The sequence below is a fragment of the Cellulophaga baltica 18 genome, from assembly GCF_000468615.2.
GTDB classification, from domain to species: domain Bacteria; phylum Bacteroidota; class Bacteroidia; order Flavobacteriales; family Flavobacteriaceae; genus Cellulophaga; species Cellulophaga baltica.
In genome coordinates this window covers 2,681,785-2,695,056 of the sequence record NZ_CP009976.1, presented here as the reverse complement: position 1 = coordinate 2,695,056, position 13,272 = coordinate 2,681,785, and the positions used below count along the sequence as shown (strand labels likewise).

Below are 13,272 nucleotides of genomic sequence, written 5' to 3'. Positions count from 1 at the left end.
TAACTAAAAATTAAAAGTGAAATTAAAAAAGCAGGCCGTAAGCCGGATTCTGTGACCCTTGATTTACATCAAGGGTTTCTTATCATTTATCTAGACCTTTAGTTACCCAAAGGCTCTAACCGCCTACCCTTCAGCACGAGCGTGCCGCCCTTAAAGCTGATATACATGACGTTTCACCGTATAGAGTTTACCTGGTTTCACTACAGCATTACCTGTACATACTTTCTGTTGCACTTGTCCTCCTCTAGTAAACTAGAGTGACGGGCATTACCCGCTATACTGCACTATGGTGTCCGGACTTTCCTCGTTTTGCACAAAGCAACCCGCGATAAGATGACCTGCTGCCGGCAAAGGTAATTTAATTGTTGATAAATTAACTGCTAATAAACTATAAATAGCACTTATTCTGCTAAGCTATTTTTATATTTGTAATTACTGTGCTAAACAGTATCATAATTTTTAAAAAGCAATACGTATTGGAACCTTTTGTAGTATCGGCACGAAAATATAGACCCCAAACATTTAAAGATGTCGTGGGGCAACAAGCGATTACCAATACGCTTTTAAATGCCATTGAAAATAATCATTTAGCGCAAGCTTTATTATTTTGCGGTCCCAGAGGAGTAGGGAAAACTACCTGCGCCCGTATTTTAGCTAAAAAAATTAACGAAGATGGTGAGCAACATCCCGATGAAGACTATGCATTCAACATTTTTGAGTTAGATGCCGCATCTAACAACTCGGTAGATGACATTCGTAGTTTAACAGATCAGGTTCGTATACCACCACAAGTAGGAAAATATAAAGTCTATATTATAGATGAGGTTCACATGCTTTCACAATCTGCATTTAATGCTTTTTTGAAAACATTAGAAGAGCCACCAAAGCACGCAATTTTCATATTAGCAACTACTGAAAAGCATAAAATAATTCCTACTATTTTATCGCGTTGTCAAATTTTTGATTTCAAAAGAATAACGGTTAAAGATGCTGCAGAATACCTAAAGTATATCGCAGAGAATCAAGGAATTGAAGCTGAAGATGATGCTTTACACATTATTGCCCAAAAAGCAGATGGCGCTATGCGAGATGCTTTATCCATTTTTGATAGAGTCGTTAGTTTTGCCGGCAAAAAATTAACCCGTAAGGCCGTTACAGAAAATTTAAATGTGCTAGATTACGATACGTATTTTGGAGCTACAGATTTAATATTAGAACACGATATACCCGGCTTATTAGTACAGTTTAATGATACCCTTGCAAAAGGATTTGATGGTCATCATTTTATCACAGGACTAGCATCACACTTTAGAGATCTTATGGTATGCCAACATCCATCTACGATAGCGTTGTTAGAAGTTGGTGACGAAGCCAAGAGATTATACCTAGAACAATCCAAAAAGACTTCTAGCAGCTTTCTAATGAAAGCCATAGATATAGCTAATGATTGTGACATTAAATATAAGTCCAGTAAAAATCAGCGGCTCCTAGTAGAACTATCCCTCATGAAATTATCCTCTATCGATTACGATGGAGAAAAAAAAAATCCTAATTCCGTAACAAGCGAAGACTATATTATTCCAGCTTCTTTTTTTAAAAGTGAACACTTTAAAAAAGGAACAACAAATTCTACTAAAGCAAATCATGACACCTTAGTCACCACCAACGAATTACCAAAAATAGTTGATGAAAAGATTGATGCTACCGCACCTATTTCAAATACCCCCGAAGGAACGACAGCAGTAGACCATGCCGAAACATATATTTCTCAAGAAAACTTATCTGAGCAAAAAGTAGAAGAAGCTACACCTGATAGTTTCGAAGAAGAAAAAAAGCCTGTAGCAAAATTATCTATCAACACGCCAAAAAACAGAGTTTCCGGACTATCCTTATCTAGCTTGCGTGTAAAGAAAGAACATCAGCTGAATCGGAAAGAAACGGTTATTGACGAAAGCAAACTCCCGAGATCTCCTTTCTCTGAGGAAGATATGCAAAAACATTGGGCAGATTTTGTTCATAAAATTGACATTGACGGCCGTAAAATATTAGCATCTAACCTTAATAGCGATACTCCCAAACTAAGAGATAATTTCACTATTTGGATTGAACTCCCAAATAGCACTATGAAAAAAGAAATTGAACGGGAGCAGTTTGATTTGATGGAATATTTACGCTTAAAACTAAACAACCACTTTGTTAAATTACAAATAACCGTAAACGAAACTACCTCTACCAAATTTGCCTTTACTCCCGAAGAGAAATATGAAAAACTGAGAGCCAAAAACCCTGCAATAGATCTATTAAGACGTGAGTTTGATTTGGATTTATAATGATTGATACCATAAAAAAGATATTTTAATTGGTAGGTCACCCTACTATTAGTGCTTAATATTAAAAAAAATGCTAGGATTAAAATTACCAACAGATCCAAGATGGGTTAATATTGTTGAAAAGAATATAGATGAGATATTAACAGATCATGCGTATTGCGAGCAGAAAGCAGCCGCTACCGCCATATCTTTAATTGTATCTTTTCCTGAATACACGGAACTTGTACAAGAAATGATAGCTTTAGTTCGTGAAGAAATGGGGCATTTTAAAATGGTTCATGATCGCATTATCGCAAGAGGTCAAATTCTTGGACGTGATCGAAAGGATGAATACGTAGTGCAATTGTTGAAATTTTTCCCAAAAGGTGGCAGTAGAACTACACAGTTAGTACATAGACTTCTCTATGCAGGACTTATTGAAGCTAGAAGCTGTGAAAGATTCCGTTTACTATCTGAAGAATTAGAAGATAAGGAGTTAGCTGATTTCTACCACAAGTTAATGATTAGCGAAGCAGGCCATTATACCATGTTTTTAAAATTCGCTAGGCAATACGGTGACCGCAATGAGGTAAGTCAAAAATGGGAAGACCTTTTAGCATACGAAGCCAACATTATGAAAGACTTAAGTAAAAGCGGCAGTATTCACGGCTAAGGTTTCTTTGCATTAGTATCGTAATAAAGCGTTTTTATAATACCGTCAGATAATCCTATTTTAGGAACATGAATTTTCTTCGCACCGCTCCACTTTGCAGCAGATAAAAAGATCTTAGTTGCCGGTATAATAACATCTGCCCTATCCGGGTTTAAACCAAGTTCAGAAATACGCTCGTCATAAGTAAGACTCTCTAAAAAGCTGTACTGCGCTTTTAACCAAATTGATGATAAAGGCTCCCCCTCTTTACGTCCAGAAATTTTATGCAATTTATTGATATTACCTCCTGAACCAATAATAGAAACATCTGGAATATTCCGAACATGTTCTTTGATCCAATCTTCTAATTTTTTCCAAGTTGCTTCGCCTACCATATTATTTAGCAAACGCACTGTTCCTAACTTAAAAGATTTAGAAACCAATATCTTTCCCTGTGTAAACACTGTAAACTCGGTACTCCCTCCTCCTACATCAATATACAAATAAGACTTATCCTTTTGCATTAGTTGCTTAAGATCTGTAGAAGCAATGATCGCAGCCTCACGTTTCCCGTCTATTAACTCAATTGTAATATCTGCTTCGTCTTTAACACGTTTAATAATCTCTAAACCGTTATTTGCTTCGCGCATCGCAGAAGTAGCACAAGCCATATATTGCTCTACCCCAGCAACATCCATTAACAACTTAAAAGCCTTCATCGTATTGACAATACGGTCTGCATTACGATCTGTAATTTCTCCTACCGTAAAAGAATCTTCTCCTAAACGCACCGGAACCCGCACTAAAGCACTCTTGCGAAAAAGAGTGGTCTTATTTTTCTCCTCTATAATGTTATGTGTCAACAATCGGATAGCGTTTGAACCAATATCTATTGCTGCAAATTTCCTTACTTTCAATATTTCTAGTATTTTAAGATTCTAATTTTGCTTTGTAATAATCATATAGCGCAAATTGAGAACGGACTTCTGGACCTTTTATTTTTTTGTATGCATTATCTTGTTTCTGAGAAAAAACACGTGCTTTTAAATTATCACTCCATGAAATCTCAAAGGTATCTATCAGCTCCTGCTTAATATCTTTATCATAAATAGGACAACCCACCTCTACTCTATAGTCTAAGTTTCTAGTCATCCAATCTGCTGAAGTAATAAATATTTTAGGATCCCCGTTATTCCCAAAAATAAACGATCTAGGGTGCTCCAAAAATTTATCTACCACACTAATGGCTTCAATATTTTCACTCATTCCTTTTACGCCAGGAATTAAGCAACAAATACCACGGACAATTAATTGAATTTTAACCCCTGCATTACTAGCTTCATATAATTTATCTACCATCTTATACGAAGTAAAGCTATTCATCTTTATTTTGATGTACGCCTCCTTTCCTGCTTTTGCATTTGCAATTTCAGTATCAATCAGTTTTTTGAAAACATTTTTCGTATAATGTGGAGAAACAATTAAATGCTTGTATTTATTAATCTTGTAGGTGGTCTCAAAGAAATCAAACACCTTATTCAGCTCTTTTAAAATATCCTCATTAGCAGTAAACAAAGTATAATCTGTATAGATACGCGCAGTAGCTTCGTTAAAATTACCAGTACTTATAAAACCATATCGTTTTATAACATCATTCTCCTCGCGCTCTATTAAACAAATTTTACTGTGCACCTTTAATCCCGGTACTCCAAATATTAATTTAACGCCTTCAGCTTGTAACTGCTCTGCATACTCAATATTGGCCTGTTCATCAAAACGTGCTTGAAGTTCTATTTGAACCGTAACTTGTTTTCCATTTTTAACTGCATTTATTAAGGATGCCGCTACCTGAGAATTATTTGCAAGGCGGTATACTGTAATCTTAATAGTTTTTACTTTCGGATCTAAAGCAGCCTCTCGCAAAAACTTAATGATATATGAGAATGTGTGATAAGGAGTGTATTGCAAAAAATCTTTCGTTGCAATAGGTTCAAACAAACTGCCTTCCATATTCAAACCCTTAACAGGCAATGGTGTAATTTTATCATACAGGAGATCTTGTCTTCCTAAACTAGGGAAACCCATATAATCTCTACGGTTGTGATACCTTCCACCAGGAATAACACTATCTGTATCCTCAATATTCATTTTCTCTTTTAGAAAATTAAGGGTGTCTTTTGCGATACTTTTATCGTACACAAAACGAACAGGGTCACTCGTTTTCCGATGCTCTACACTGCTCGATATTTTTTCGATAAAACTCTTACTCAAGTCGTTATCCATATCTAACTCTGCATCACGAGTAATTTTTATCATGTGAGCAGAAATAGACTTGTATTCAAACATGTTGAAGATACTTCCTAAGCAATAGCGAATCAGGTCATCTAAGATTATAATATAATCTTTACCATCTTCTTTTGGCAAAACAACAAAACGATCTATTCCCTTAGGAATCTCAATTAAAGCATACCTATTTTCAGAGTTTTTAAGATCTGTTTCTGGTTTTAAGACCATTTTTATGGCCAAATAGGCTGCAGTATCCTTCAATACAGGAAATTCCCTTAAATCATTTAAAATGATCGTCATCAAAACAGGACTCACCTGATTGGCAAAGTATGTTTTAATAAAAGCAGCTTGCTTTGGGTTTATTTCCTTTTCATTTATAATATAAATGTCTTCTGCTTCTAATTCTTTTTCAATTTCACCCAGAATCTTTAAACTTTCCGTTTGCTGTTTGATAACGATGTTTGTTATCTGCTCTAATAAATCTTTCGCTATCTCACCACCCAAAACACTTTTACCTGTTTTACCAGCCTCGACAATACGTTTAACAGTCGCATATCGCACCTTAAAAAATTCATCTAAGTTATTAGAAAAAATACCTAAAAAGCGTAACCTTTCAATTAAAGGCACCTTCTTATCAGCGGTTTCTTGCAATACACGTTTATTAAACTGCAACCAACTAATTTCGCGATTAATATATTGATTCTTACTCTTTATCATTTTTTAAGATATTTTGGCACTAAAGTTTTTTCCGTTTTTCCTGTTGTAATAGCTTTCCAGTGTTCTACCTCAAAACTAAGTTGAACAAAGCCAGCGGTGGGCACATTATCAATAAACTGATTTCCTAATGAATTTGCAATTTCGGTAAAGGCGTGATTATGACCAAAAATAAAAACACTATTCAGGTCATTATTTAATTCTTTTATAAATTGAAGTACAGATTCTCCTGAAAAATCATATAAATCATTCGAAATCTGAAATTTGTGCAAAGGGAAATCTAATTCTTTTAAAGCAATCATAGCCGTATGCAAAGCCCTATTCGCCGGACTAGAAAACGCAGCATCTATAGGCAACTGTAATTTACTAAGCGTTTCCCCAACAATATGGGCATCTTGGATTCCACGTTCTTTTAGAGGTCTGTCTCTATCTGAAACAGCATACTCCCAAGTAGATTTACCGTGACGCATTAAATAAATAGTCTTCAATAGTTTTATTTTAGTTGAATTAGGTGTACTAATTATGGTGCTAATCTATCTATTTTCCAATCAATATTCTCCAAAGAAAATCTGATGCGATCATGCAATCTATTAGGTCTCCCCTGCCAGAACTCCATAGAAATAGGCTTTACGATATATCCACCCCAATTCTTAGGACGCAAAATTTCTTTAGTTTCGTATTCTTTTTCTAATTCTTTAAGCTTTACTTCCAACACCTCTCTAGAAGCGATCACGGTGCTCTGTTCTGAAACTATAGCCCCAAGCTTACTACCATCTGGACGCGATTCAAAATACCCATCTGATAAATTTTCAGGAATTTTCTCTGCCACACCTTTTATAATAATTTGACGCTCCATAAAAGGCCAGAAAAAAGAAACACAAACTTTTGAATTATTTGCTATAGCTCTACCTTTTTCACTATCATAATTGGTATAAAAAATAAACCCTTCATGAGTGTATTTTTTTAGTAGTACAACCCTACTCTTAGGAAAACCATCTAAACCAATAGTAGAAACTGTCATCGCATTTGGTTCTTCTACCCCTTCTGATGCTTCTGTCTCATAGAACCATTTTTGAAAAAGTTCCATCGGGTTATCCGAAATACGTTCTTCCGTGAGTTCGCTTTTTTCGTATGTTTTTCTGTAGCCTCCTAAATCTTTTTGCATCTGATTTTCCCTAATATGTACACTTACAAAGTTCTGAAAAAGATACTAAAAGATGAAGATTACTGAGTTTAATTATTTAAAAATATTCTATGCTTTAAAAGTTAAAAACCTTGCCATCATCTGCGAGAGAAACGGCATCGAAAATTTCAGAAGCTTCTTCTTTAAATAAGTCTATTGATTTGTAGCGCGTAGAATAATGCCCTAGTATCAATTGCCCTACATTTGCTTGTTTAGCAATAGAAGCAGCCTCTTTTGCCGTTGAATGCTTTGTTTTGGGCGCAAGTTCTGCCTGTGTTTCCAAAAAAGTAGCTTCATGATACAACACATCTACGTTTTTAATCAAAGGAACAATATCTGGTTTGTAGGCCGTATCACTACAAAAAGCATAACTTTTTGGTTTTGGCGGATCAAAAGTTAACTCATCATTAGGTATCACCCTACCATCATCTAAAGTGATGTCACGGCCATTTTTAATATTTTGAAAATAACAGGTTTCAATTTGGTACCGTTGTGCTGCTTCAACATCTAAAGTTCTAGAGGCTAATTTTTCCTCAAATAAAAATCCGTTAGTATATACCCGATGACTTAGCGGAATAGTCTTAACCGTTACTTTATCATCCTCATAGATTAATTCAGATTCTTTTGAAGTTAATTCATGAAAAATAAGCTTATAATTAGTCCATGAATTTCCCAATCTCAGCAATAAATTTATAGCTTCTTCAATTCCTTTAGGTCCATAAATATGCATTTCCGAATCCCTTCCCAGTAATCTAAACGTAGAAACTAAACCCGGCAGACCAAAAAAATGATCTCCATGAAGGTGCGAGATGAAAATATGATTAATTTTTGAGAATCTAATTTTATGTTTTCTTAGCTGCACTTGCGTGCCCTCTCCACAATCTATTAGAAACATGTGGTTTTTTATTTCAAGAACCTGAGACGTAGGGTTCGTCATTGTTCTAGGAGTAGCTGCATAACAACCAAGTATTGTTAATTTCATAAAAAAATTATCTTGTTTTACGTCATAAAGTTTTCTGCGTCTTCTGCCGTAAATTTACTTTTAAATGTAAAAGCATAGGGAGTTTCTCCATGCTTTTGAAGATAAGCCAAGCGCTTCTTAGCCTCTTCTACTGTTGGTCGATGATTTTCTTGTACATACCAAAATGCCATATGCATGGCTGTCATCTTATGGAACCATTCTTTTTTCCTTTTGAATATTTCAACATGCTCTGATGCATAGGTAAATTGATAAAGGGCCTCCATATGTTTCCAAACAGACATGTTAACTAGAATAAACGTATCCTCAAAAACCTGAATAGACGTTGCATTATCTTCATTCGCTACTAAACGCCAAATAAAACCAGAACTAGCTTCTGCCAAAGTATTTATCCGATCTAAGTTGTTTGCGAAATCTTCCATAATAGGACTATAGATTTCCGCAACCATCTTAGCTATATTTACCTGAGCAAGGTAGCTCATATACCCAAATCTCTTTCTATCTCTTCCATTTCAATAATATCTTTCGCCTCTTGAATACTAGGCGCGACCGAAATATGATCAGGAACATCCTCATAAGAAACCGCATCTGTAACCAATACAAATGATTTATTTGCTTTCTTATGCGTATTAGAAATATCTAAAAATTCTAAAATATCATTCTTAGTAATTTTAGAGAACGAGAAAAGATTAATGATAATATGATCATTTTTTATATTCTCATAGCCTTTAGAAAGGTTCTCTAAAAATATGTTTAAGGTTGCATTTTCTTGATAAACAATCGTTGTATTTTCATCTTTGTCAAAAATCATAACTAACTATTTTATTTTTGAAGCTAATAAATAAATCACTGCCATGCGAATGGCCACCCCATTTTCTACTTGATTTAAAATAATAGATTGCTTAGAATCTGCCACATCACTAGTAATTTCCACTCCGCGATTTATGGGACCTGGGTGCATAATTACAATTTCCTTATCTAAACTTTGAAGTAGTTTCTTATTTACACCGTACTGTTGTGTGTATTCTCTTGTGGTAGGAAAATAGCTAATATCTAAACGCTCATTCTGTATTCGCAGCATGTTTGCAACGTCACACCATTCTAAAGCTTTCTTTAAGTTTGTTTCCACACCTACCCCTAAAGATTCTATATACTTAGGCAGCAATGTTTTAGGGCCACAGACTTTTACATTTGCACCTTGTAATTTTAAAGCAAAAATGTTAGACAATGCTACTCTTGAATGCAAAATATCTCCAACAATCACCACGTTCTTACCAGCTACATCTCCTAACTTTTCTCGGATAGAATAAGAATCTAATAATGCCTGGGTAGGATGCTCATGCGCCCCATCTCCCGCATTTACGATAGATGCTTTTACGTGCTTGGATAAGAATATACCGGCTCCAGGATTAGGGTGACGCATCACCACCATATCTACTTTCATTGCCAAAATATTGTTTACGGTATCTATTAAGGTCTCCCCTTTTTTAACAGAAGATTGCCCTGCCGAAAAATTAATCACATCTGCAGACAAACGTTTTTCTGCTAGCTCAAAAGAAAGTTTTGTTCGGGTACTATTTTCAAAAAAGACATTGGCTATGGTAATATCACGTAAAGATGGTACTTTTTTAATAGACCTATTAATTACCTCTTTAAAATGATCTGCAGTTTCAAAAATAAGCTGAATATCTTGCTCTTTAAGATATTTAATTCCTAATAAGTGATTTACACTCAACTCGCTCATATGCTTATTTTTGCTATTCTATATTAAATTTTATGCCGTAGTATTAATTAAATAGACTGCATCTTCGCCTTCATTCTCTTTCCACTTAACCTTTACTTTCTCATTATTTATAGCATCTACTTGTCTGCCTCTATAATTTGGTTGTATGGGCAAATGACGGCTAAACCTTCTATCAATTAGTGCTAATAGCTCTACATCTAAAGGTCTCCCAAAAGACTGCAAGGCTGTTAAAGCGGCATTTATACTTCTTCCTGTATATAACACATCATCAATAAGCACTACATTTTTATCTTCTATAAGAAAATTAATTTTAGTTTTATTGGCCTCTAAGGTTTTGTCTCCTCTGCGGAAATCATCCCGATAAAAAGTAATATCTAAAAATCCTAAATTTATATTTTTAACGCCGTAATCATTTTGAAGAATATCGGTAAGTCGCTGTGCTAGGAATATGCCTCGAGGTTGAATACCTATAAGTACTGTATTTTCAAAATCTAAATGATTCTCTAAAAGCTGACAAGCCAAGCGATGCAGGATAATATTTATCTCTTTTGAAGAAAGCAATACTTTTTGACTCATGCTAAAAATTCTGTGAATACAAAAGTATCAAATTATCTTTTAAAATAGGAATCAAACTAGATAATCATTTTACGCAAATTTGAGAATTCATCATAAAAAAAGCCCGAACAAATGTCCGGGCTCTTTTAAACCTACTTGAGCAGGTTAAGATTATGATAGAAAAGACTATTTAGTCTTACCTTCCATTTTATCTTTTAACGCTTGTAACGCTTCATTAGCATCTCCTAAAGTAGGTTTTGCTTCATCAGCTTGAGCAGCAGCTTTCTTAACAGCAGCTTTTACATTACGTTGTTCTTCAGCTTTGAATATAGCAGTATGACTTGCTACAACTCTCTTGAATTCTTTGTTGAACTCAATGATTTTGAATTCAGCAGTATCACCTTTACCTAATTTAGAACCATCTTCTTTTTCTAAATGACGTGTTGGTACAAATGCTTGAATATCTTCATTGAAATCAATAGTTGCTCCTTTATCAACAACCTCACCGATAGTACCGGTATGCGTTGTATCTAAAGCAAATTCAGTTTCATATTTATCCCAAGGATTCTCAGTAGTTTGTTTATGACCTAAAGATAATTTACGTCCTTCAACATCTAACTCTAATACTTCAACTTCTAATTTGTCACCTACAGTTACAAATTCTGATGGGTGCTTAATTTTCTTAGTCCAAGATAAATCAGAGATATAGATTAAACCATCAATACCTTCTTCTAGCTCTACGAATACACCAAAGTTTGTAAAGTTTCTTACAATTCCAGTATGTTTAGAAGCTACAGGATATTTAGTTGTAATATCAGTCCATGGGTCTGGCGTCATTTGCTTGATACCAAGAGACATCTTACGATCATCACGATCCATAGTTAAAACTACCGCTTCAACCTCATCACCAACTTTTACGAAATCTTGAGCAGAACGTAAGTGCGTTGACCATGACATTTCAGAAACGTGAATTAACCCTTCAACACCTTCAGCAACTTCGATAAATGCGCCGTAATCAGCAATAACGACTACTTTACCTTTAACTTTGTCACCAATCTTAATTTCATCAGATAAAGCTTCCCAAGGATGCTTCTCTAATTGCTTAAGACCTAATTGGATTCTTGATTTGTTATCATCAAAATCAAGAATTACAACATTTAATTTCTGATCTAACTCAACAACCTCATTCGGGTGGTTAATTCTAGACCAAGAAAGGTCAGTAATGTGAACTAAACCATCAACACCACCTAAATCAATAAACACACCATAAGAAGTAATGTTTTTAACAACACCTTCTAATACTTGTCCTTTTTCTAGTTGACCAATGATTTCTTTTTTCTGTTCTTCGATATCAGCTTCAATAAGTGCTTTATGAGAAACAACAACGTTTTTAAACTCGTGGTTGATTTTCACTACTTTGAATTCCATAGTTTTACCTACGTACTGATCGTAATCTCTAATTGGCTTCACATCAATTTGAGAACCTGGTAAGAATGCTTCGATTCCGAAAACATCTACAATCATACCACCTTTAGTTCTACACTTAACAAAACCATTAACGATTTCTTCTTTATCGTGAGCAGCATTAACTCTATCCCAAGCCATGATAGTTCTGGCTTTTCTATGAGATAATACTAATTGACCACTTTTGTCTTCACGAATGTCAATAAGAACCTCAACTTTATCACCAACTTTTAAATCTGGATTGTAACGAAATTCGTTCAGTGAAATAACACCTTCTGATTTTGCGTTAATGTCGATAATAGCTTCACGATCTGTAAGATAAACTACAGTACCTTGAACTACTTCTTCATCCATTGTATCTACAAAGTTTTCAGCAACTAGTTGCTCAAACTCTTGAAGTTTGGCATCATCAACTTGCTCAATACCTTGCTCGTACTTTGTCCAGTTAAAATTTTCTAAAAATTCTTGAGGGTCTTGTACAGGTGCCTGTACTTTTGCTTCAACAGCTTCTGCTGCTTCAGCTTGTTTTTTGTCTTCAGCCATTTGCTGATTAATAATTTGTATTCTGCAGTACTTAATAAGAGTTAAAACTTATACTACAAAAGTATTATACATTGTTTTGTTTAAACGTCCCTTTCTTCTCTTAATATTACTAGTTTAAAAAAGGTGTGCAAAACTAAGCATTTTTTTAAAAATACACAAGCTAATCTGCTGACATAAAATTCAATACTACAAGGCCTTATTTTTAGGACACTTTTTTTAATCGTATTTATACTATTTTTTGTATATTTAAGTTATTAAATTAACTATTAAAATAAATAAACATGAGCGTAAAAGCTAAATACCAAGGCGTTTTAAATCTTGGAGAAGAATTAGGAATTAAAAATGGTGACGTATCTGAAGAAGGTGGCGTTTTAAAAATAAAAGGTGAAGCAAACACACCTTATGAGAAAAACCTTATTTGGGATAAAATAAAGGAAGTAGGTGGCGAAAATGCTTCTGACGTAAAAGCTAACATTACTGTTGCTGACGAATCTGTATACCACAGACACACTGTAAAAGGTGGAGAATCTTTAAGCAAGATTGCGAAGCAATATTATGGTGATCCTATGAAGTACACTAAAATATTTGAAGCAAACACTGGCGTTTTAAAAAGTCCAGATGTTATTCATCCAGACCAAGTATTAGTTATTCCTAACCCATAATACAGGAACATATTTTAAATTTAAAAGGCGCTATGAGCGCCTTTTTTTGTGCCTTTAAAAATATTCAATTACCCATTATTTTTTAATGTTTCTTCATATCAAGTAATCATGATGGAACACTCACTTAACCCATTTGTTATAAAATGTAAACCATACCATTTATGGTCTTTTCTTAAAAAAG

13 protein-coding genes and 1 other RNA gene are annotated in these 13,272 nt (G+C 34.5%); 3 read left to right on the top strand and 11 right to left on the bottom strand.

All coding sequences use genetic code 11. The features are described from left to right. Positions 1-23: 23 nt before the first annotated feature. Positions 24-345: RNase P RNA component class A (rnpB, locus tag M666_RS20150), an RNA gene on the bottom strand. A 131-nt stretch (positions 346-476) separates the two neighbouring features. On the opposite strand from rnpB, the gene M666_RS11505 reads away from it, so the two are divergent. Both M666_RS11505 and miaE read left to right on the top strand, forming a co-directional pair. Further along, the gene (locus M666_RS11505; RefSeq protein ID WP_029445963.1) at positions 477-2,330 is read left to right on the top strand and encodes a DNA polymerase III subunit gamma/tau; all 1,854 of its coding nucleotides are present in this window, start codon (positions 477-479) and stop codon (positions 2,328-2,330) included. Positions 2,331-2,400: 70 nt separating this feature from the next. Further along, positions 2,401-2,982 carry a MiaE family protein gene (miaE, locus tag M666_RS11500; protein ID WP_029445962.1) on the top strand — a complete coding sequence of 194 codons (582 nt, stop codon included), beginning with the start codon at positions 2,401-2,403 and terminating at the stop codon, positions 2,980-2,982. Here the strand turns inward: miaE and M666_RS11495 are convergent. The 10 genes from M666_RS11495 to rpsA form a co-directional block, all read right to left on the bottom strand. Further along, positions 2,979-3,878, bottom strand: a complete 900-nt coding sequence (locus M666_RS11495; protein WP_024480127.1) for a Ppx/GppA phosphatase family protein — start codon at positions 3,876-3,878, stop codon at positions 2,979-2,981. The two genes, miaE and M666_RS11495, sit on opposite strands and share 4 nt — an antisense overlap. A 13-nt stretch (positions 3,879-3,891) precedes the next feature. After that, positions 3,892-5,964: a polyphosphate kinase 1 gene (gene ppk1 / locus M666_RS11490; RefSeq protein ID WP_029445961.1), complete on the bottom strand. Its 2,073-nt coding sequence runs from the start codon at positions 5,962-5,964 to the stop codon at positions 3,892-3,894. Continuing rightward, positions 5,961-6,449 carry a SixA phosphatase family protein gene (locus M666_RS11485; RefSeq protein ID WP_024480125.1) on the bottom strand — a complete coding sequence of 163 codons (489 nt, stop codon included), beginning with the start codon at positions 6,447-6,449 and terminating at the stop codon, positions 5,961-5,963. The genes ppk1 and M666_RS11485 overlap by 4 nt, the downstream gene beginning before the upstream one ends. A 32-nt stretch (positions 6,450-6,481) precedes the next feature. Continuing rightward, positions 6,482-7,126, bottom strand: a complete 645-nt coding sequence (pdxH, locus tag M666_RS11480) for a pyridoxamine 5'-phosphate oxidase (protein ID WP_025614645.1) — start codon at positions 7,124-7,126, stop codon at positions 6,482-6,484. Positions 7,127-7,220: 94 nt separating this feature from the next. Continuing rightward, positions 7,221-8,126 carry a ribonuclease Z gene (locus M666_RS11475; RefSeq protein ID WP_029445960.1) on the bottom strand — a complete coding sequence of 302 codons (906 nt, stop codon included), beginning with the start codon at positions 8,124-8,126 and terminating at the stop codon, positions 7,221-7,223. Between the two features lie 17 nt (positions 8,127-8,143). Then, positions 8,144-8,605 carry a DUF3291 domain-containing protein gene (locus M666_RS11470; protein WP_029445959.1) on the bottom strand — a complete coding sequence of 154 codons (462 nt, stop codon included), beginning with the start codon at positions 8,603-8,605 and terminating at the stop codon, positions 8,144-8,146. Continuing rightward, positions 8,602-8,934, bottom strand: coding sequence for a hypothetical protein (locus M666_RS11465; protein WP_029445958.1), 333 nt, complete (start codon positions 8,932-8,934; stop codon positions 8,602-8,604). Before M666_RS11465 ends, M666_RS11470 begins: the two co-directional genes overlap by 4 nt. Before the next feature lie 6 nt (positions 8,935-8,940). Further along, positions 8,941-9,867, bottom strand: coding sequence for an aspartate carbamoyltransferase catalytic subunit (locus M666_RS11460; RefSeq protein ID WP_029445957.1), 927 nt, complete (start codon positions 9,865-9,867; stop codon positions 8,941-8,943). A gap of 30 nt (positions 9,868-9,897) precedes the next feature. Continuing rightward, on the bottom strand, positions 9,898-10,443 hold the full coding sequence (gene pyrR, locus M666_RS11455; protein ID WP_024480120.1) for a bifunctional pyr operon transcriptional regulator/uracil phosphoribosyltransferase PyrR: 546 nt from the start codon (positions 10,441-10,443) through the stop codon (positions 9,898-9,900). 165 nt (positions 10,444-10,608) lie between these two features. Next, on the bottom strand, positions 10,609-12,429 hold the full coding sequence (gene rpsA, locus M666_RS11450) for a 30S ribosomal protein S1 (protein WP_024480119.1): 1,821 nt from the start codon (positions 12,427-12,429) through the stop codon (positions 10,609-10,611). 281 nt (positions 12,430-12,710) lie between these two features. Between rpsA and M666_RS11445 the strand changes: the two genes are divergently transcribed. After that, positions 12,711-13,091, top strand: coding sequence for a LysM peptidoglycan-binding domain-containing protein (locus M666_RS11445; protein ID WP_024480118.1), 381 nt, complete (start codon positions 12,711-12,713; stop codon positions 13,089-13,091). Positions 13,092-13,272: the final 181 nt, after the last annotated feature.

What these genes read in the sequence shown, in the direction of transcription:
- M666_RS11470 (WP_029445959.1), bottom strand. Translation starts at nt 8,605, where the DNA reads ATGAGCTACCTTGCTCAGGTAAATATAGCTAAGATGGTTGCGGAAATC.
- miaE (WP_029445962.1), top strand. Translation starts at nt 2,401, where the DNA reads ATGCTAGGATTAAAATTACCAACAGATCCAAGATGGGTTAATATTGTT.
- ppk1 (WP_029445961.1), bottom strand. Translation starts at nt 5,964, where the DNA reads ATGATAAAGAGTAAGAATCAATATATTAATCGCGAAATTAGTTGGTTG.
- M666_RS11445 (WP_024480118.1), top strand. Translation starts at nt 12,711, where the DNA reads ATGAGCGTAAAAGCTAAATACCAAGGCGTTTTAAATCTTGGAGAAGAA.
- pyrR (WP_024480120.1), bottom strand. Translation starts at nt 10,443, where the DNA reads ATGAGTCAAAAAGTATTGCTTTCTTCAAAAGAGATAAATATTATCCTG.
- M666_RS11475 (WP_029445960.1), bottom strand. Translation starts at nt 8,126, where the DNA reads ATGAAATTAACAATACTTGGTTGTTATGCAGCTACTCCTAGAACAATG.
- M666_RS11460 (WP_029445957.1), bottom strand. Translation starts at nt 9,867, where the DNA reads ATGAGCGAGTTGAGTGTAAATCACTTATTAGGAATTAAATATCTTAAA.
- pdxH (WP_025614645.1), bottom strand. Translation starts at nt 7,126, where the DNA reads ATGCAAAAAGATTTAGGAGGCTACAGAAAAACATACGAAAAAAGCGAA.
- M666_RS11465 (WP_029445958.1), bottom strand. Translation starts at nt 8,934, where the DNA reads ATGATTTTTGACAAAGATGAAAATACAACGATTGTTTATCAAGAAAAT.
- rpsA (WP_024480119.1), bottom strand. Translation starts at nt 12,429, where the DNA reads ATGGCTGAAGACAAAAAACAAGCTGAAGCAGCAGAAGCTGTTGAAGCA.